This is a genomic window from Desulfitobacterium sp., from assembly GCF_034927245.1.
Lineage (GTDB): Bacteria > Bacillota > Desulfitobacteriia > Desulfitobacteriales > Desulfitobacteriaceae > Desulfitobacterium_A.
Genome location: NZ_JAYFQK010000061.1, coordinates 1 through 17,686, shown reverse-complemented (window position 1 = coordinate 17,686; position 17,686 = coordinate 1). Strand labels below are relative to the sequence as shown.

The 17,686-nt window shown below is 45.0% G+C and carries 13 protein-coding genes; 8 read left to right on the top strand and 5 right to left on the bottom strand.

Annotation, left to right across the window (positions count from 1 at the left end; genetic code table 11):
• The 5 genes from VB077_RS14770 to carB form a co-directional block, all read left to right on the top strand.
• Positions 1-649: transposase (locus VB077_RS14770; protein WP_416337072.1), on the top strand; the 649-nt coding region annotated here is incomplete at its 5' end.
• Between the two features lie 441 nt (positions 650-1,090).
• Positions 1,091-2,410, top strand: coding sequence for a glutamine synthetase family protein (locus tag VB077_RS14765; protein WP_323416023.1), 1,320 nt, complete (start codon positions 1,091-1,093; stop codon positions 2,408-2,410).
• Positions 2,411-2,505: 95 nt separating this feature from the next.
• A complete protein-coding gene (locus tag VB077_RS14760) occupies positions 2,506-3,075 on the top strand; it encodes an ANTAR domain-containing response regulator (protein WP_323416022.1) in 570 nt (189 codons plus the stop codon).
• Positions 3,076-3,130: 55 nt separating this feature from the next.
• Positions 3,131-4,222 (top strand): carbamoyl phosphate synthase small subunit, encoded by a 1,092-nt coding sequence (locus VB077_RS14755; protein ID WP_323416021.1) that lies wholly within the window; start codon positions 3,131-3,133, stop codon positions 4,220-4,222.
• A complete protein-coding gene (gene carB, locus VB077_RS14750) occupies positions 4,213-8,256 on the top strand; it encodes a carbamoyl-phosphate synthase large subunit (protein WP_323416020.1) in 4,044 nt (1,347 codons plus the stop codon). The genes VB077_RS14755 and carB overlap by 10 nt, the downstream gene beginning before the upstream one ends.
• 13 nt (positions 8,257-8,269) lie before the next feature.
• On the opposite strand, the gene asnB is transcribed toward carB, so the two are convergent.
• The gene (gene asnB, locus VB077_RS14745; protein WP_323416019.1) at positions 8,270-10,114 is read right to left on the bottom strand and encodes an asparagine synthase (glutamine-hydrolyzing); all 1,845 of its coding nucleotides are present in this window, start codon (positions 10,112-10,114) and stop codon (positions 8,270-8,272) included.
• 250 nt (positions 10,115-10,364) lie between these two features.
• Here asnB and VB077_RS14740 point away from each other — a divergent pair, with 250 nt between their 5' ends.
• Both VB077_RS14740 and VB077_RS14735 read left to right on the top strand, forming a co-directional pair.
• On the top strand, positions 10,365-10,889 hold the full coding sequence (locus VB077_RS14740; protein ID WP_323416018.1) for a nitroreductase family protein: 525 nt from the start codon (positions 10,365-10,367) through the stop codon (positions 10,887-10,889).
• Positions 10,880-11,617 carry a SprT family zinc-dependent metalloprotease gene (locus tag VB077_RS14735; protein ID WP_323416017.1) on the top strand — a complete coding sequence of 246 codons (738 nt, stop codon included), beginning with the start codon at positions 10,880-10,882 and terminating at the stop codon, positions 11,615-11,617. Before VB077_RS14740 ends, VB077_RS14735 begins: the two co-directional genes overlap by 10 nt.
• 187 nt (positions 11,618-11,804) lie before the next feature.
• Here VB077_RS14735 and VB077_RS14730 read toward each other — a convergent pair whose 3' ends face one another.
• From VB077_RS14730 to VB077_RS14720, 3 genes are read right to left on the bottom strand one after another with little or no spacing between them, the layout of a single operon-like run.
• Complete coding sequence (locus VB077_RS14730; protein ID WP_323416016.1) at positions 11,805-13,946, bottom strand: PBP1A family penicillin-binding protein; 2,142 nt, start codon at positions 13,944-13,946, stop codon at positions 11,805-11,807.
• Positions 13,947-13,998: 52 nt separating this feature from the next.
• On the bottom strand, positions 13,999-14,604 hold the full coding sequence (locus VB077_RS14725; protein WP_323416015.1) for an NUDIX domain-containing protein: 606 nt from the start codon (positions 14,602-14,604) through the stop codon (positions 13,999-14,001).
• A gap of 33 nt (positions 14,605-14,637) precedes the next feature.
• Positions 14,638-15,897, bottom strand: coding sequence for an MFS transporter (locus VB077_RS14720; RefSeq protein WP_416337071.1), 1,260 nt, complete (start codon positions 15,895-15,897; stop codon positions 14,638-14,640).
• 219 nt (positions 15,898-16,116) lie between these two features.
• On the opposite strand from VB077_RS14720, the gene VB077_RS14715 reads away from it, so the two are divergent.
• Positions 16,117-17,292, top strand: a complete 1,176-nt coding sequence (locus VB077_RS14715) for a cache domain-containing protein (protein ID WP_323416014.1) — start codon at positions 16,117-16,119, stop codon at positions 17,290-17,292.
• Positions 17,293-17,361: 69 nt separating this feature from the next.
• Here VB077_RS14715 and VB077_RS14710 read toward each other — a convergent pair.
• On the bottom strand, positions 17,362-17,686 hold a 325-nt coding region (locus tag VB077_RS14710; protein WP_323416013.1), incomplete at its 5' end, for a hypothetical protein.

Below are 17,686 nucleotides of genomic sequence, written 5' to 3'. Positions count from 1 at the left end.
AGGCCGTAAAGGGGGCAAGGTTCTTCTTACCCTTCATTTTGTGAAGGCGGAATTCATGCTTGCCTTTTTGCGGCAGACCAACGATTCTCAATCCGTCATCTCTATTCTTGAAGGCCTTCACCTCAAACTTGGCCAGGACATCTTTATGAAGGTTATGCCGGTTTTGCTGACGGACAATGGTTCTGAGTTCTCTAACCCAAAGGCCTTGGAATTTGACCAAAAACAAAACCGCAGAACTCATCTGTTCTACTGCGATGCCTCTTCACCAGGGCAGAAAGGCTCTGCCGAGAGGAATCACGAGCTGATCCGCTATTTTATTCCTAAAGGCACAAGTATGGATGGGTTTACCCAGATCGACATCAGCCGCATGATGGACAACATCAATTCCTACAGCCGACAAAGCTTGGGGAATAAATGCCCTTATGACATGTTGGCTTTTCTCTATGGAGAAGAACTCCTTAAGGCATTGGGATGTAACAAAATTCCGCCCAATGAGGTCATCATGAATTCCTCTCTTTTTAAGGAGACTGACGTCCATTGTCTAGGCAATCCATGGGGTTATACCGATGAGTCAGGACGAGAAATGAGTTATCTTGATGCCTATCAGGTTATTGAAGAACAACGTAAAGAAATGACAGGCAGGAATTAACCTCACCCGTTAATTTCCTCCTGTCATGACACCTACCGGGAAGCAGCTCCATATCCCATTAAACAGGGTGGAATTTACTATGCTAAAAAGTTTACTAAATTCCACTCGCAGATACCTGCGCCCTTTTTCAGCTGCTTTTACACCGGATTTGGCCTTATTTTAATCTAAAACTGAAAAAAAGTCACCCTTTTCATTTCTCCAAACAAGAAAGGGTGACTCTCAGTGGAATTTACTTCGATAAAGTGGAACTTACTTTAGAATTTAACCTTTTTACTGTGTATACTGTGATACATTTTGTGAAGTCATTGACATCAAAATGAGCATTCCATATAATTATTATAGAAATAAATAAATTTTGGACAATGGCGTTCATCAAATAATTGAGCCTCCGGCTCTTTCTTTGTTGAACGTTTTTTTTGTACTATCGAGAGGTGAAATTTAATGAATTATACCATGAACGAGGTACTGAAATTCATAAAGGAAAACGATGTAAAGTTTATCAGGCTGGCTTTTTGTGACATTTTCGGAACCCAAAAGAATATTTCCATTATGCCTGATGAATTGCCCAGAGCTTTCGAGTATGGCATTTCCTTTGATGCTTCGGCGATCAGTGGCTTTATGAACGTTGAAGAATCAGACTTGTTTTTGGTCCCTGATCCTGTGACGCTCTCGGTTCTTCCCTGGAGACCGAGTCATGGACGGGTCGTACGCTTCTTCTGCAACATCAAGCACCAGGATGGAACTCCTTTTGAAGGAGATGGCAGGTACACTCTCAAAAAGGTCATCAGGCAGGCCGAGGCTTTGGGTTATAATTGCAAGATCGGTTCGGAATGTGAGTTTTATCTTTTCCAAATGGATGAAAAGGGTATGCCCACTACCGTACCGCATGATTTCGGAGGATATTGTGACATTGCTCCAATGGATAAAGGGGAAAATGTCCGGAGAGAAATCTGTTTGACCTTGGAAGAGATGGGCATCAAACCGGAAAGCTCTCATCATGAACAGGGACCCGGTCAAAATGAAGTTGACTTTAAGTACAGCGATGTCCTGACGGCTGCCGATAATTTGGTGACTTTTAAATCGGTGGTCAAGACGGTTGCCGCACGCAATGGTTTGCATGCCTCATTTATGCCCAAACCCCTTCCCGAGAAAAGCGGCAGCGGTCTGCATATTAATATTTCTCTATTTAAGAACGGTCTTAATGTTTTTAATAACCGGGGCAAAGAATATGGTCAAATTCCAGAGGAATTTATTGCCGGGGTGATGGCTAAGATTCCCGAAATGACTGCCTTTTTAAATCCGTTGCCCAATTCATATACTCGTTTCGGAAAATTTGAAGCACCCAAATATATCACCTGGTCCCACCAAAATCGTTCCCAGTTGATTCGTATTCCTGCTGCTGAAGATGAATACTGCCGGATGGAGCTGCGCTCACCGGACCCCTCCTGTAATCCTTATCTGGCTTTTGCTTTGGTGGTTCAGGCGGGATTGGAGGGCATCAGTCAGCATATGCAGCCTCTTCCTGCTTTTGATGCCAACATTTACGAAGCAGAACATGATAAACTTCATGGTCTTGCTCTAATTCCTGAAAGTCTGAATTCAGCGATAAAACTTGCAAGGGAAAGCACTTTTGCCCAACATGTCTTGCCTCAGAAAACCCTGGATAAATTCCTAAGCAGTAAGCAGGCGGAATGGGATCGTTATAACCGGGCAGAGAATAAAGAACAGTTTGAAAGAACATCTTATTTCCTGAACGTCTAGAAACGGGCAACTTTTTAGACATTTTAGGAGCAGCCCTTAGGATTGATATAGAGCTTGGCTCAGGCATGCAAAAGTGAAGGAAAGGCGGTGGTGTTATGGACAGTGTGCTGGTTGTTTCAAGCACTGATAAGGGTCAAGACTTTTTATCAGAATTTTTAAGAGCACATGATTTCTCCAAAATCGCTACCGTTAAAAGTGGTGGAGAAGCCCGTAGGCTTTTAAATGATAATGACTTTGAACTTGTTGTCATCAATGCCCCCCTAAGAGATGAATCAGGAGAAGAATTATCTTTGATGGTCACGGATATTTCTATGGCTGGGGTAATTTTAATCGTAAAATCGGAAAGCGCGGATGATGTTTCCGCCAAAGTAGAGGATTACGGAGTATTTGTACTGCCTAAACCCTTTAGCCGTTCAATGTTCTTTCAGGCTTTGAAGCTGATGGCTGCTGCCAGGAGGAGGCTCCTGGGTTTACAACATGAAAATGTCCAATTACTACAGAAGATTGAAGACATCCGCCTGGTAGACCGAGCGAAATGTACGCTTATTCAATATTTAAACCTGACTGAGCCGCAGGCACACAGGTATATTGAAAAACAGGCCATGGACAGACGGATCAGCAAAAGGAAAGTAGCTCAAGGTATTCTTAATACTTATGAGTGTTAATTCGAAGGCAAATAAATTTTCGGGAGCGCAGCAAGAAATAACGGAGGGATTGTGAATGCAGCAAAAAGTCTATATCGTTTTGGAAAATGGGCAGGTCTTTGCAGGGAAGTCTTTTGGAGCGGCAGGAGAAGCAATCGGGGAGATCGTTTTTACCACCGGAATGACCGGATATCTGGAAACCTTGACAGACCCCAGCTATTACGGACAGATCGTGGTGCAAACGTTTCCCCTCATCGGCAACTATGGAATCATTCCCTCCGATTTTGAAAGTTCTTCTCTTCATTTAAAAGCGTATATTGTCCGTGAATGGTGTCAAGTTCCATCCAATTTCCGTTGTGAAGGTGAGCTTGATACTTTTTTACAGAAAAATAATATTGTCGGTGTTTACGGAATTGACACAAGAGAGCTTACAAAGATCATCCGGGAGGTTGGGGTAATGAATGCCAAGATTACTGCAACACTGGATGAGCGGGATACAATGTTGGCTGAAATTAAGAACTATAAAATTGTTGATGCAGTGAAAACTGTCAGCTCTAGGGAAATTTCGGTTACCAAAGGAGAGCCGGGCGGATACAAGGTGGTTTTATGGGATTTTGGTTTCAAAGAAAATATACGCCGGGAGCTCAATAAACGCGGTTGTGAGGTTATCACCGTTCCCGCGAATACCACCGCGGAACAAATCTTGAACTTAAAGCCCGATGGAGTCATGCTTTCCAATGGGCCCGGCGATCCGGCCGATAATAAGGAGATCATCGAAGAACTGAGCAAGCTGTCCAAATCGGGGGTACCGATCTTTGGGATCTGTTTAGGTCATCAGCTGCTGGCTCTGGCCCAGGGTGCAAAAACCGCCAAATTGAAGTACGGTCACCGGGGCGCCAACCAACCTGTCAAGGATTTGAAAACCGGCAGGGTATACATTACCAGCCAAAATCATGGTTATGCGGTTGAAGCCGACAGCCTGCCGGAAACTGCCCGTTTAAGTCTCTTGAATGCTAATGATGGTACATGTGAGGGTATTGAATATTTAAATATGCCGGCTTTCTCCACTCAGTTCCATCCGGAGGCCTCGGCAGGACCTTTGGATACCGGTTTTCTATTTGATCAATTCATTGACCTTATAAGGGAGGAAAACTCAAAATGCCGCTAAACCCAGAAATAAAAAAGGTTCTTGTGATAGGCTCAGGACCGATTATCATCGGACAGGCTGCGGAATTTGATTATGCGGGGACTCAGGCTTGCAGGGCTTTGAAAGAAGAGGGCTTAGAAGTAGTTTTAGTAAACTCCAATCCTGCAACGATCATGACGGATAACGCCATGGCTGATCAAATCTACATTGAACCATTGACCGCGGAAACAGTCAAAAGGATTATTCTACAGGAATGCCCGGATAGTGTCCTATCTACGCTCGGAGGACAGACCGGTCTGACTCTTTCCATGCAGTTAGCTAAAGAAGGGTTTCTGGAGAAACATGGAGTTAAGCTCTTAGGAGCAAATCCGGAGACGATCGATAAGGCTGAGGACAGACAGATGTTTAAGGATACTATGGAATCCATTGGTGAGCCCGTTATTCCTTCGTTAGTCGTGACCGATGTCCCTGCCGCTCTGGCTTTTGCCGAAGAGATTTCCTATCCGGTCATCGTCCGCCCGGCCTTTACTTTAGGGGGTACCGGCGGGGGTATTGCCTATAGTGAAAAGGAACTAAAGAAAATCGCTGAGGGCGGTCTCCGGCTTTCACCGATTACCCAGGTCTTAATTGAAAAATGTATCTCCGGGTGGAAAGAAATCGAGTTTGAAGTGATGCGGGACCGGATCGGAAATGTCATTACGGTTTGCAGCATGGAGAACTTTGATCCGGTCGGTGTGCATACCGGAGACAGCATCGTCATTGCCCCTACGGTAACACTTTCCGACAAGGAGTATCAAATGCTGCGCTCTGCTGCTTTAAATATTATCACTGCCCTCGGAGTCGAAGGGGGATGCAACTGCCAATTTGCTTTACATCCCGACAGTTTCGAGTATGCAGTGATTGAGGTTAACCCGAGGGTATCCCGTTCTTCGGCTCTGGCTTCCAAAGCTACCGGGTATCCGATTGCTAAGGTGGCAGCTAAGATCGCGGTCGGTTATACCCTGGATGAGATCAAGAACGCAGTTACCGGCAAAACGTATGCCTGTTTTGAGCCTGCTCTCGATTATGTAGTAGTCAAACTGCCGAAATGGCCTTTTGATAAATTTGTTTATGCTAAGCGTACCTTGGGGACTCAGATGAAAGCAACCGGGGAAGTCATGGCGATCGGAATAAGCTTTGAACAGGCTATCATGAAAGCGGTACGCGGAGCTGAAATTTCTTTGGATACCCTGAACATGCCCAAACTGAAGCAACTCACCGATGCTCAGATTGAGGAGCGACTGGCTGTGACGGATGATGAAAGGCTCTTTGTCGTATTTGAAGCACTGCATCGAGGAATTTCCGCTGAGTTCATTCATAACATTACCAAGATTGACCTTTGGTTTATAAATAAGCTCGCTCATTTGGTCAAACTGGAAAAAGAACTGGCAACAGGCCATTTATCGCAAGAACTTTATCACAGGGCAAAAACACTGGGGTATCCGGATAAAGTTATTGAGCGGATTTCCGGCTGCAAAATTCCGCAGCCACTAAGGGCTTCTTATAAAATGGTCGATACCTGTGCCGCAGAATTTGAAGCTGAAACACCTTATTTTTATTCGACCTATGATCAGGTGAACGAAGCCGAGCAGTTTATCAAATCCGGGAATAGCGGGAAGAAAACTGTTATAGTCTTCGGATCGGGACCTATCCGGATCGGTCAAGGCATAGAATTCGATTATGCGTCCGTTCATTGTGTGTGGGCATTGAGAGATGCAGGCTATGAGGTAGTGATCGTCAATAACAACCCGGAAACCGTTTCTACTGATTTTGATACGGCAGACCGCCTATACTTTGAACCCCTGACCAATGAAGATGTTTGGAATGTCATCAAGACTGAAAAGCCGTATGGGGTAGTTGTGGCTTTTGGCGGACAGACTGCCATTAAGCTGACGAAATTTTTAGAGGTTAAGGGAGTTCGCATTCTGGGTACCTCTGCCGACAGCATCGATGCTGCCGAGGACCGGGAGCGTTTTGATGCCTTGCTGGAAAGCTTGGCAATCAAGCGACCGCAAGGAACTACCGTAATGAATAAGGACGAAGCGCTGAAAGCAGCTAATCATTTGGGATACCCGGTCTTGATGCGGCCTTCTTATGTCCTTGGCGGCCAGAATATGATTATTGCCTTCAGCGATGATGATATCCGCGAATATATGGACATCATCTTGGAACACAACATTGAGAATCCGGTTTTGATTGATAAATACCTTGCCGGTATTGAAATAGAGGTTGACGCGATTTGCGACGGTGAGGATATTCTAATTCCCGGAATCATGGAGCATATCGAACGGGCAGGTATTCATTCAGGTGATTCTATAGCAGTATATCCGGCCTGGAACTTAAGCGGGGAGCTGATCGAGCGGGTCATGGATTATTCCAAAAAACTGGCACTCGCTTTAAATACCCAGGGGCTGATCAATATTCAATATGTCATTCATGCCGGTGAAATTTACGTCATTGAAGTTAATCCGCGTTCTTCCCGAACCGTTCCCTATATCAGCAAAGTAACCGGCGTACCCATGGTCGATTTGGCGACTAAGGCCATGCTCGGTGAAAAGTTAACCGCGATGGGTTACGGCACAGGACTTTATAAAACACCGCCTTATGTTGCCGTGAAAGTACCGGTCTTTTCCTTTGAGAAGCTCATTGATGTCGATGTGCAGTTAGGTCCGGAGATGAAGTCCACGGGTGAAGTATTAGGCATCGGCAAATCCTTGGCTGAAGCACTTTATAAGGGATTGGTAGCTGCCGGATATAAGATGGTTAAGCAGGGCAGAATCCTGATAACCGTGCGGGACAGCGATAAACCTGAGATTGTGGATATTGCCAAGAAGTACGCTGAATTGGGTTTTGTCCTTTATGCTACGTGCGGAACGGCCAAGGTCCTGGAAGAGGCGGGTTTGCAAGTTACTTCTGTCAAAAAGATCCATGAGCAAGATCACGATAATATTCAAACCCTCTTGGAAAGCGGCAAAATCAATTATATTATTTCCACTTCTACCCGAGGGAGACTGCCCAGCCGCGACAGCGTGAAAATCCGCCGTAAAGCAGTGGAAACAGCCATACCCTGTCTGACGTCGCTGGATACTGCCAATGCGCTGGCCAACAGCCTCAAAAGCCGCTATACACAGAATAGCATCGAGTTGGTGGATATCAATCATATGAGAAGTGAACGTCTGAAGCTGAACTTCACCAAAATGCAGTCCTGCGGAAATGACTATATCTATTTCAATTGTTTTGAGCAGAACGTAGTCAGCCCGGAGTCCTTAAGTGTGTATTTATCCGACAGGCATTACGGTATCGGCGGAGATGGTATCGTCCTGATCTGCCCGTCGGATAAAGCCGAGGCTAAAATGCACATGTTCAATCTGGATGGCAGCGAAGGCAGGATGAGCGGCAATGCTGTGGCCTGCATCGGAAAATACCTCTATGACAACCGGATTACAGATAAAGAGGAGATTGCTATTGAAACCTTGAGCGGGATCAAAAAGCTTAAACTTTATATCCGCGATGAAAAGGTGGATTCGGTCTCCGTAAATATGGGATCCGCCGAACTTAAGCCCGAGAACATTCCGGTCAAACTGCCGGGTCGGGAGATTGTCAATCAGCCGGTTACGATTGATGGTCGGGATTACCGGATAACCTGTGTGTCTATGGGCAATCCGCATTGTGTTGTGTTCACCGATAGTTTGGAAAGCATAAAGATGGATGTGGAAGGGTCGGCCTTCGAATACTCACCATTATTCCCGGCAAGGGTAAATGTTGAATTTGTAACGGTGATTGATAAAAATACACTGAAAATGAGGGTGTGGGAACGGGGTAACGGGGAAACCCTGGCAGCGGGAACCAGTGCCTGTGCCGCTGCGGTAGCGGCAGTACTCAATGGCTACTGTAATAAAAATGAGTTTATCACCGTAAAACTGAAAGGCGGAGACCTTGCGGTTAAATATACGGATGAGACGGTAACTATGACCGGAAAACCCGAAAAGGTCTTTGAGGGTGCCGTCGAGATCTGACAGTTAAGTTTCTTCAGGCTTTAATGATGACTTTGTATTTTCTTAGCCAGTAATCCACTTGGATTAAGTAGGCCAAGAGCTGGGGGGCGTTCATGAGTTGTCCGAACCAGGGGATGTCGGTATCGGTTGTTACGGCTTGGGTGAAGTCATGAAGAGCGGATTTATTGATAAAGGGGAGCAAAGGAGAGTCTTTGTCGTCCAGAACTCGTAAAAATAAGCGGCGGACTGTTTCCAGGTATGCCGGATTATGAGTCTTGGGATAGGGACTCTTTTTTCTCCAGAGAACTTCTTTCGGTAAAACGCCTTCCATGGCTTTTCTTAAAAGGCCTTTTTCTCTGTTCTTGTAGTATTTTTGTTGCCAGGGGATATTCCAGAGGTATTCAATCAGACGATGGTCGGTATAAGGAACACGCAATTCCAAGCCGGCAGCCATGCTCATTCGGTCTTTCCGATCCAGTAAGGTAGGCATCCAGCGGGTTAAATTCAGATAGAACATTTCTCTCATTCTGGAATCATCAGGGTTATCTTCGGCTAAACGGGGTGTTTCAGCCAGGGCTTCCTGAAAACGACCGGTCAGGTAATCCATGGGATGAATGAGGTCAAGTAATTCGGCGGAATAAAGCTTAAAGCGTTCCCCGGCTCGACGTGCCCAGGGGAAAGTGTTTAATTCTGATTTCTGGTTGTAAAACCAGGGATAGCCTCCGAAAATTTCATCGGCACCTTCTCCGGACAAGGCGACCGTCGCTTGTTTTTTTATTTCACCACTAAAAATATATAATGAAGAATCCACATCGGTCATACCCGGCAAGTCCCGGGCTAAGACAGCAGGGAATAAGGATTCTGTCAATGGTGGAGTATCGATGAAACAAGAATTGTGCCGGGTCTGAAAAGCCTCGGAGACAATTTTCACCCAGGGGGCATCGGGATTAGGCTGAAATTCATTGGTGCGAAAATATTTATCATTATCCACGTAATCTATTGAAAAAGTTCTTAAGGGCTCCAGCCCTTCCTTTTGATAAATATCCGCCGCTATGGCCGTGATGATGCTGGAATCCAACCCCCCTGACAAAAGAGTGCAGAGCGGAACATCAGAAACAAGCTGACGCTTGATGGCATCATACACGAGTTCTCTGACAGAACCGACTGTTTTTTCAAATGGCTCCCGGTACGGCAAGCTGACTAAAGACCAATACTGATGAATATGAATTCCGTTGCGATCAAAAATCAGGCTGTAACCCGGTTTTAACTCGGAAATTTGGGAAAATACACCATGACCCGGAGTACGAGCCGGACCCATGGCAAAAATCTCGGCTAAACCTTCCCTGTCGATGGTAGGGGATACCAGAGGATGAGCCAGAAGGGCTTTGATCTCTGAGGCAAAAAGAAAAGAAGATCCCCGCTGACTATAGAATAAGGGTTTGACACCGATCCGGTCTCTCGCTAAGAATAATTGATTTTTTTGTTCATCCCAGATTGCAAAGGCGAAAATCCCATTGAATTTCCGGAGACATCTTTCATCCCATTCAATATACGAATGAAGCAATACTTCCGTATCGGACCATCCCTCAAAGGTATGGCCAAGGGAAATTAATTCTTGACGGATATCATGGGTATTATACAATTCCCCGTTATAAACCAAGACGTAAGTATTGTTTCTCATTTGACGAATCATCGGCTGCTGTCCCCCTTGGGGGTCGACAACGACCAAACGGCGATGTCCGAAAGCCGTATGTTCTGAAAACCAATAGCCTGCTGCATCCGGTCCCCGGGGAATAAGCGTATGGGTCATGTTCTCAATCACATTAGTCTCCTTGGAAAGATCTCCGGAATAATCCGTCCAGCCTACAATCCCACACATACTCAGTACCTCCTTAAACAAAAAACGCCCCGGATTAAGAGCTATTAAAAGATAGCTCTTAATCACCGGGACGCCATTGTCCAAATATTTGCTGTTGATATAATATATGCAAAGAATTCATTAATGTTGTAACTAAGAAATAATAAAGTTCCAAAAGGATTTTCGAGCATGAACAGAGAATTTTGAGTAAGCCAAATCCATAATTTAATTGAACCAGCATGGCATATAAAATTTTGGGGGAGAGATAAAGATGGATTTTTTGGAGATCGTACAAAAGAGAAGAAGTTTACGCTCGTATGCTTCCACTCCGGTAGAACCGGAAAAGTTAAACTATGTTCTGGAGTGCGCCCGTTTGGCTCCCTCCTGGAAGAATTTGCAGTGCTGGCGGTTTATCGTTGTTAAAGACCCGGAGACGCGTCAAGCGTTAGCCGAGACGATGCCGGATACAAATCCCGGCCGCAAAGTGCTTGTTCAGGCACCGGTTGTCATTGTCTTATGTGGTGTTCCAAGTGAATCCGAAGTCTGGGAGGATAAGGATTATATGATGCTAGATGCAGGTCTTGCCATGGAACATCTTGTTTTAGCGGCAACCGAGCAAGGCCTGGGAACCTGCTGGGAAGGATTGTTCCATGAAGATATGGCTCGTAAGGCGTTAAACGTTCCGGATGATGTCCGTGTGATCGCGTATACCCCTTTGGGATATGCGAGTGAAGAGAGACGGCCCCGGCCGCGCAAAAGTATGGATGAAATTGTTTTCGAGGAAAAATGGAGCTAGAGACATCGCTTAATATTCAGGGGGTAATAATACCTTATATAGAACGTAAAAGTCCTCGTTCAAAGCACTTAAGCCTTCGGGTGGACTATGAAAAGGTGACGGTAGTCGCACCTAAAAGAGCAACCGCTCGGGAAATTCGAGAGTTTGTGAAGGCCAATCAGGATTGGATTTTAGCCCACTGGAAGAAGCTCCTGGAAATGCAGCGCCAGATTCCAAACCGGCCCTATCAGGATGGGGAAATTCTATCCGTATTAGGGCAGGCCTATAAACTAAAGATCTTAAAAGCGGATCAAAAAATGATTGCACTGCGTTTTTATCATGAAGAAAAAATAATCGAGATTCGACTGCCAGAAGGGCTTGCAACAGAATATCAAACTGAGGCGATTCGGGAAATCTTAGAGAAAGGGTTAAAGCGAAAAGCCCGTGACATTTTCCAAACGAAGCTTAATACATTCAGCATACAGATGGGTGTAAGCTATAACTTCTTTCGTCTTAAGGAACAAAAAACACGATGGGGAAGCTGCTCAAGCAAAGGAAACATCAATTTAAACTGGCGCGTTATTCTGGCACCGGAGCAAATTGTCGATTATCTTATCATTCATGAGTTAGCCCATTTGAAGCAGATGAACCATTCTGCGGATTTTTGGGAGGTTGTCAGCCAATATTGTCCGGATTATGCGGTAAGTCGTCAGTGGTTAAGGGTTAATGGAGAAAGGCTCAGGCTATAAAAACGCTAAGGATTCAGTTAGAAAATGTGCACAGAGTCTGACTTACCCTCAAAAGTAAAAAGAGCATGAACAAGGTCAGTTGAAATGACCCGGTTCATGCTTTTCCTTTTTTGGATAAAGAAGCCTTAGTTGCACTTCGAGTTTATCTGCCCAAAACTTATACTTTCCGTTAGTATAAAGAAAACGGTTACTCTTTTTGGGAATCGAGGGAATCAAGGCTAAGCCCAAATCGTTTATAAAGTTTATCTTTCCAGCTCTGAGAAGGTGTTTTCTCGGAATTCTTATTATCTTTATCCTTTTGATTGTCTTTTGGGTCTTTTTGATTGCCTTTTTGATTGAATTGATCAAAGAGGTCAAAGGGATCGGGCTGCCAAGGATCTTCATAACCGGTTGGAACTTGAAAGTTTGTGACAGGGGTATTTTTAAGGGCTTGAGAGAGGACTGCGCGGAAAATTTTAGCGGGCTCTGTCCCTCCGGCGGTCGTAAGATAATGATTACGATCTGTTTTATCATATCCCATCCAGACTGCGGCCGTAAGCTCAGGGGTATATCCGACAAACCATACATCTTTAGCCCCTTTGGTGATTCCGGAAAATTCCTGTGTGTTGGGGAGTTCGACAGAGCCTGTTTTACCTGCGGTAGGTCGCCCTAAATCCGCGTTTTTAGCGGTTCCGTTTTTAACGACATTTTCTAAAAGCCGGGTCATGGTATAAGCATTCTGCGGACTCGTGACTTGCTGTGACTCGGGTTTTACTTGAGCAAAGACATAGCCGTCTCCGGAGGTAATTTTCGTAATGGCATAGGCCTTATTCATTGTTCCCTGGTTGGCAAATGCTCCGTAAGCTTGGGCCATCTGCAAGGGTGAAACGCCGTCCGAAATTCCGCCGAGGGCAAGGCTCAACGTTTTATCTTTCTCTGTCAGAGGGAGGCCTGCTTTTTGGGCAAAGGACAGTCCCGTATAGAGGCCGATTTCGTTTAACAGCCAGACAGCTGGGATATTCCACGAATTTTGCAGGGCCTCTTCCATTGTGACTTGGCCCCGGTTCTGATAATCATAGTCGTTCGGCGAGTAGCCGTTAATATTGAGAGGACCGTCGTAGAGCAGGGAGAATGGGGTATATCCTTTTTCCAAGGCAGGGCCGTAAACAGTTAAAGGCTTGATTACAGAACCCGGTTGACGTTTGAGCTGGGTGGCATGGTTGAAGGACCGAAAGGGACTTTCGCCGCGGTAGCCGACAAGTCCGCGAATTCCTCCGCTATGCTGATCAAGTATAACCATACCGCTTTGAACTTTTTGATCCGGTTTTCCGGGCGGGAAGTATCGGTCATCAGCATATACCGTTTCGGCCGCTTGTTGAACCTGAGAATCCATTGCCGTGTAAATTTGCAATCCGCCGGTTAAAAGCTGATCTTCCGTAAAACCATAGCGGTTAATCGCTTCCTCAATAACATAATCGATATAAGGAGCATATTTACCGGAGAGATTATCGAGTTTACCTTGGCGAAGGGCGATTGGCGCGGAACGAGCCCTTTGATATTCGGCCTCGCTGATATCGCTTTGCTCTTTCATCAGAGAAAGAACGAGATTGCGCCGTTCCAGAGCTTTATCTTTGTCATTCAAAGGGGAATAAACACTCGGGGCTTGGAGCAGACCCGCGAGCAGAGCGGATTCTTCCAAATTGAGATCTTTCGTATTTTTTCCGAAATAGTAACGCGCCGCATTTTGAATGCCCCACTGACCTTCCCCAAAATAAACTTGATTGAGGTATTCTTCAAGAATTTGATCCTTGCCGAGGGTCAGCTCGATCTTCAAGGCATAAGCGGCTTCGGTAATTTTACGGTGAATGGTTTTATCAGAGGGCAGAAAGAGGTTTTTGGCCAATTGCTGAGTAATTGTGCTTCCGCCTTCGGCAAAATCACCCGCGCGTAAATCACGAACTAATGCGCGGAAGATGGCCCAAGCATCAACCCCTTTGTGCTCATAAAAACGCCGATCCTCCGTATCGATGACAGCATCGCGAAGCGTCTGAGGAACTTCTTTGAGCGAAACGGGGTCAATCTTTGAGGAGGAGAGCTCGGAAATCTTATCCCCATTTTTATCATAGATATAGGTTGGCCTGGCCAATGGGCTTTGCAGTTTACTCACATCCAGCGACATCATCCAGAAGGTAAAGGAACCGGCACCAACGACGAAGAGAATAAGAAAACCTAAAAAAACGCCCCTCCAAAACTTCGGCTTCTTCCAAAACTGAGTGGAGCGGATTTGCTGAATCCATTGTGTGAGAATTTTTTGGATCCGTATCAGAAATATTTTAATTCGGTTTTGCATGCTATTTAAGATCATCTCCTGTTTTGGCAACCGACTCAATTAAATAATACGGTTATATTGAGTTATTTGGGGGTGTGGGATACGGGGGAAGAGCTTGATAGAGGACCGATTTTTCCCCGACCAGTTGAATTCCGCTTTGGGGGATAAAACCGTTCAACTGAGTTTGGGTTGCTTCGATAATACTAAGGCTGAGATGAGCGAGCGGTAGATTGCGGCATTCCTCCACCGTGAAGAAGCCAATATTACTCACTTCTTCAAGTTCGGGCTGTAATTCCCCGCTGAGATAGCGGAGGAGATAAACCATATAAAGGTCGTGTTTATTACCGGGACGGTCACGCAAGGCGATCAATGAAACGGGTTCTGTTTCGAGTCCTGTTTCCTCCTGCAGCTCGCGGACGACGGCTTCAGCTATCCGTTCCTTTTGTTCGACAAATCCTCCCGGAATCGTCCAGTTACCTTTGCCGGGATTATTTGCTCTTTGAACGAGGAGTACTTTATTTTCGCGCCAAACGACTCCCCCGACACCGAGGGAAAATTCCCCCCAATGGACAAAAGAGCAGTCCGGACAAAAGGGGTAAACCCGCTTGGAAATCTCCGCTTGGATTAAAGGTTTTCCGCATTGCGGACAAAAGTTATAGGTGATAATTGAATGTGACATATCGTTCCTTCCTTTTATTTGGGTATGGTCTGTTTATTCGGGTAATGGTTTATAGAAGTGTTCAGCACGTTGGTAAAGGAAAAAGGCAAAAAGGGCAATGACCAGGAAGCCTAGGGCGAGTACCCAGGTGGACTGGCTGCCCCAATAGTCAAAAACAAAGCCTCCGAAAAGGGGACCGAGTACCCGGCCGCCTGAGGCAGCACCGGCAGCAATTCCTTGATAGGTTGCTGTTTTTCTCTCTGGGGCAATCTGAGCGGCTGCCGCCGGAACAGCAGGAAAAATGAGCATTTCCCCGAGGGTGAGTATGAGCATAGCAAGCATATAAGAGTAATAAGGGAGCTCGGCGAGTAAGATGAAAAACGCTCCTCCGATTAAGAGGCTTGACAGGTAAAATTGGCGTGTAAAGCTATGGGCCCAATGCGTGACAATCCAGTTAATAATGGGTTGCAGGGTGACAATGAAAATTCCGTTTAGGGTCCACAGAATACTATATTGCGGAAGGGAAAACCCGAGCTCAGTCATGATGACCGGCAAAACCGTGGTAAGCTGGATATAGGCAGCCCAGACCATAAGGATGCCAACACAGAGGGGGAGAAGAAGAAAAAAGGAAGAATTATGGCTTAAAGTTGGACGGAAATGTTGAGGACTTAAGTTTATATTTATGGCATCGACTGTATCGATGGTGCTTATGTCTGGGTCAGTATTCACACATTCTTTGCCGGGGAGTCCTGCGAGGATGAAGATAAAAAAGATCACAAAGGTCAGGGCATTCAAAAGAAAAACTAAGCGGAAGGAGTAATTTGCGACAAACCCGCCTAGAGCGGTGCCGACCGCAACCCCTGCATTATTAAAGACATAGAGCAGATTAAAACCGCGTCGTCCGCCTTTAGGCCAAAGCATCGGGATTAGAGCATTGATTGGAACAAAAATAAAAGCAATGGCAAGACCAAAACAAATAAGTCCCGGAGCATAGACTTCCCAAACAGGGAAGACCCCGATAGCCCCTAAAGAGAGGATCGCGATAATAAGGCCCAGATGCATTATTTTTAAGGGCCCAAAGCGGTCCGCCAGGAATCCGCTGACAAACTGGCCAATCAATGTGATTAAAGCTTGAACAGACATGAGCATCCCTGCTTCGGTCAATGAACGGCCCAGAACATTATACATAAAAAGGCTGTTTAAGGGCCACATTAAAGAGTTGCCGATAGACTGGATAAAACCACCGAGAACGAGGATGAGGATCGGGCGGGGAATATCTAATTTTTGAAGGCGTGTCATCATTCTAGTGATCATTTTCCTTCCATCCTGTAATTATTAGATCGTTTTATGTAGTAAGTTAAAATATAACATATAATAGGAGTTATTCGGAAGGGAAAGAAAAAATTAAAATCAAATATTACGGATTTAGCAAAGTCTTTGCTAAAGGAAGATTTAATGATAAGATGAATTATCAGGGGATACTGGTATATTCTTATATTATTGGTACGGATAAGTAAGGGGCTTTGGTTTATTATGCATTCACTTCGCCAACAAATACTGTTTTCCATGATTGCTTCGTTAGTGCTTCTAGCCGTTAGCTTTATTCTTATTTTTGGTTATAGCATGCAAGAACGGGCGATTTCTGCGGCAATTATTAAGGCACAATCGGATATGGCAACATGTTCGAGTATTATAGATCTGCAATATCCGGGGGAATGGAAAGCTGAGAACGGGTCATTATTTAAAGGCCAAAAGGAAATTTCCCACAATAATGAACTGGTGGATTCTTTATCGGAATTGACAGGGGATTCGGTGACCGTATTTCTTAACGATACACGTGTTGCAACGACGATTAGGGGTGCCGATGGGGAAAGGGCAATAGGAACCCGGGTTTCGGATAGTGTTGCACAAAAGGTTCTTAATAAAGGAGAAGTTTTTTTAGGTGAGGCTAACGTCGTCGGAGAAATCTATCAAACGGCATATGAACCGCTTCGGGATGCTCAGGGAAACATTGTAGGCATGTTTTATGTAGGAATTTCACGGAGTTATACGCAAGAAATGATTTACAATACCCTTTGGCATACCGCTGCCTTAGGGGGAGGAATAACCCTTATTGTAGCATTGCTGGCTTGGTTATTTGTTGAAAGGGTGATTATCCGTCCTCTTCGCGAGATTACAGTGGGCACACGTGATTTGGCGACCGGTCGGATTACCGAAAAGGTGGATATATCCGGACCTAAAGAGATCGGTGATTTAGCTTTAGCTTTCAACCAAATGATTGAGAGACTCGAAAACATTACAAAGGATTTAGAACTTCATGCTAATGTTTTGGAAGAAAATCCGGAAATTGCGGCGGAGCAATTACCGGAGCCTATTGTTCAAAACTTAGGGCCTAACTTAGAGTCTACTGATGGGGTTGAAAGTCAAGCTCCGTTTTCGGATCGTCAAGAATATCCGGATCAGGCTGAATTACCTAAAGGTTTGAATAGGGCCACCCTTAAACAAATTACGGATTATTTGATCGATCATGATGATTTTGTTTCGGCAGAGGATGTAGCGGAGGGCGTAAAATTAACGCGGGTAACGGTAAGACGATATCTCGAATATTTGGAGCAGCAAGGAGCACTCATATCCCAACTAAAATATGGGGCAGTGGGTCGTCCGGTTCGGATATGGTCCGGTAAAGAGAGCCTTAGAGAGGGCGATTAAAAAACGGGTAGGACAGATCAATAACAGAAATGCGCTTAAAAGGATTGTGAACACAACCCTTTTCTTTATTTACATAACCTCTTTTTCACTTTCTTTATATTCATAACCGTGACACAACCGAAAACGAACGTTAAGATAGAGATAAATATCAGAAAATTCAGGCTTTGTGAAAACAACGACAATCTCTGGGGAAGGTAGAAATAAGGGGGTTAATTTCACAAAATATATGACCTGAATTACAGAAAACGACTTTTGAGTCCTTCGGTAATATGTCAAGACCTTAAAAATTTCGGTCAATCTTTTCAGGATGCTAGTTAACCTAAAAAAGGCAATAAAAAACCTACCCATTTCCAAAATATAGTGGAAATAAGTTGCAAAAATGGGATTTGTGCTT

What these genes read in the sequence shown, in the direction of transcription:
- VB077_RS14765 (WP_323416023.1), top strand. Translation starts at nt 1,091, where the DNA reads ATGAATTATACCATGAACGAGGTACTGAAATTCATAAAGGAAAACGAT.
- VB077_RS14760 (WP_323416022.1), top strand. Translation starts at nt 2,506, where the DNA reads ATGGACAGTGTGCTGGTTGTTTCAAGCACTGATAAGGGTCAAGACTTT.
- VB077_RS14755 (WP_323416021.1), top strand. Translation starts at nt 3,131, where the DNA reads ATGCAGCAAAAAGTCTATATCGTTTTGGAAAATGGGCAGGTCTTTGCA.
- carB (WP_323416020.1), top strand. Translation starts at nt 4,213, where the DNA reads ATGCCGCTAAACCCAGAAATAAAAAAGGTTCTTGTGATAGGCTCAGGA.
- asnB (WP_323416019.1), bottom strand. Translation starts at nt 10,114, where the DNA reads ATGTGTGGGATTGTAGGCTGGACGGATTATTCCGGAGATCTTTCCAAG.
- VB077_RS14740 (WP_323416018.1), top strand. Translation starts at nt 10,365, where the DNA reads ATGGATTTTTTGGAGATCGTACAAAAGAGAAGAAGTTTACGCTCGTAT.
- VB077_RS14735 (WP_323416017.1), top strand. Translation starts at nt 10,880, where the DNA reads ATGGAGCTAGAGACATCGCTTAATATTCAGGGGGTAATAATACCTTAT.
- VB077_RS14730 (WP_323416016.1), bottom strand. Translation starts at nt 13,946, where the DNA reads ATGCAAAACCGAATTAAAATATTTCTGATACGGATCCAAAAAATTCTC.
- VB077_RS14725 (WP_323416015.1), bottom strand. Translation starts at nt 14,604, where the DNA reads ATGTCACATTCAATTATCACCTATAACTTTTGTCCGCAATGCGGAAAA.
- VB077_RS14720 (WP_416337071.1), bottom strand. Translation starts at nt 15,897, where the DNA reads ATGATCACTAGAATGATGACACGCCTTCAAAAATTAGATATTCCCCGC.
- VB077_RS14715 (WP_323416014.1), top strand. Translation starts at nt 16,117, where the DNA reads ATGCATTCACTTCGCCAACAAATACTGTTTTCCATGATTGCTTCGTTA.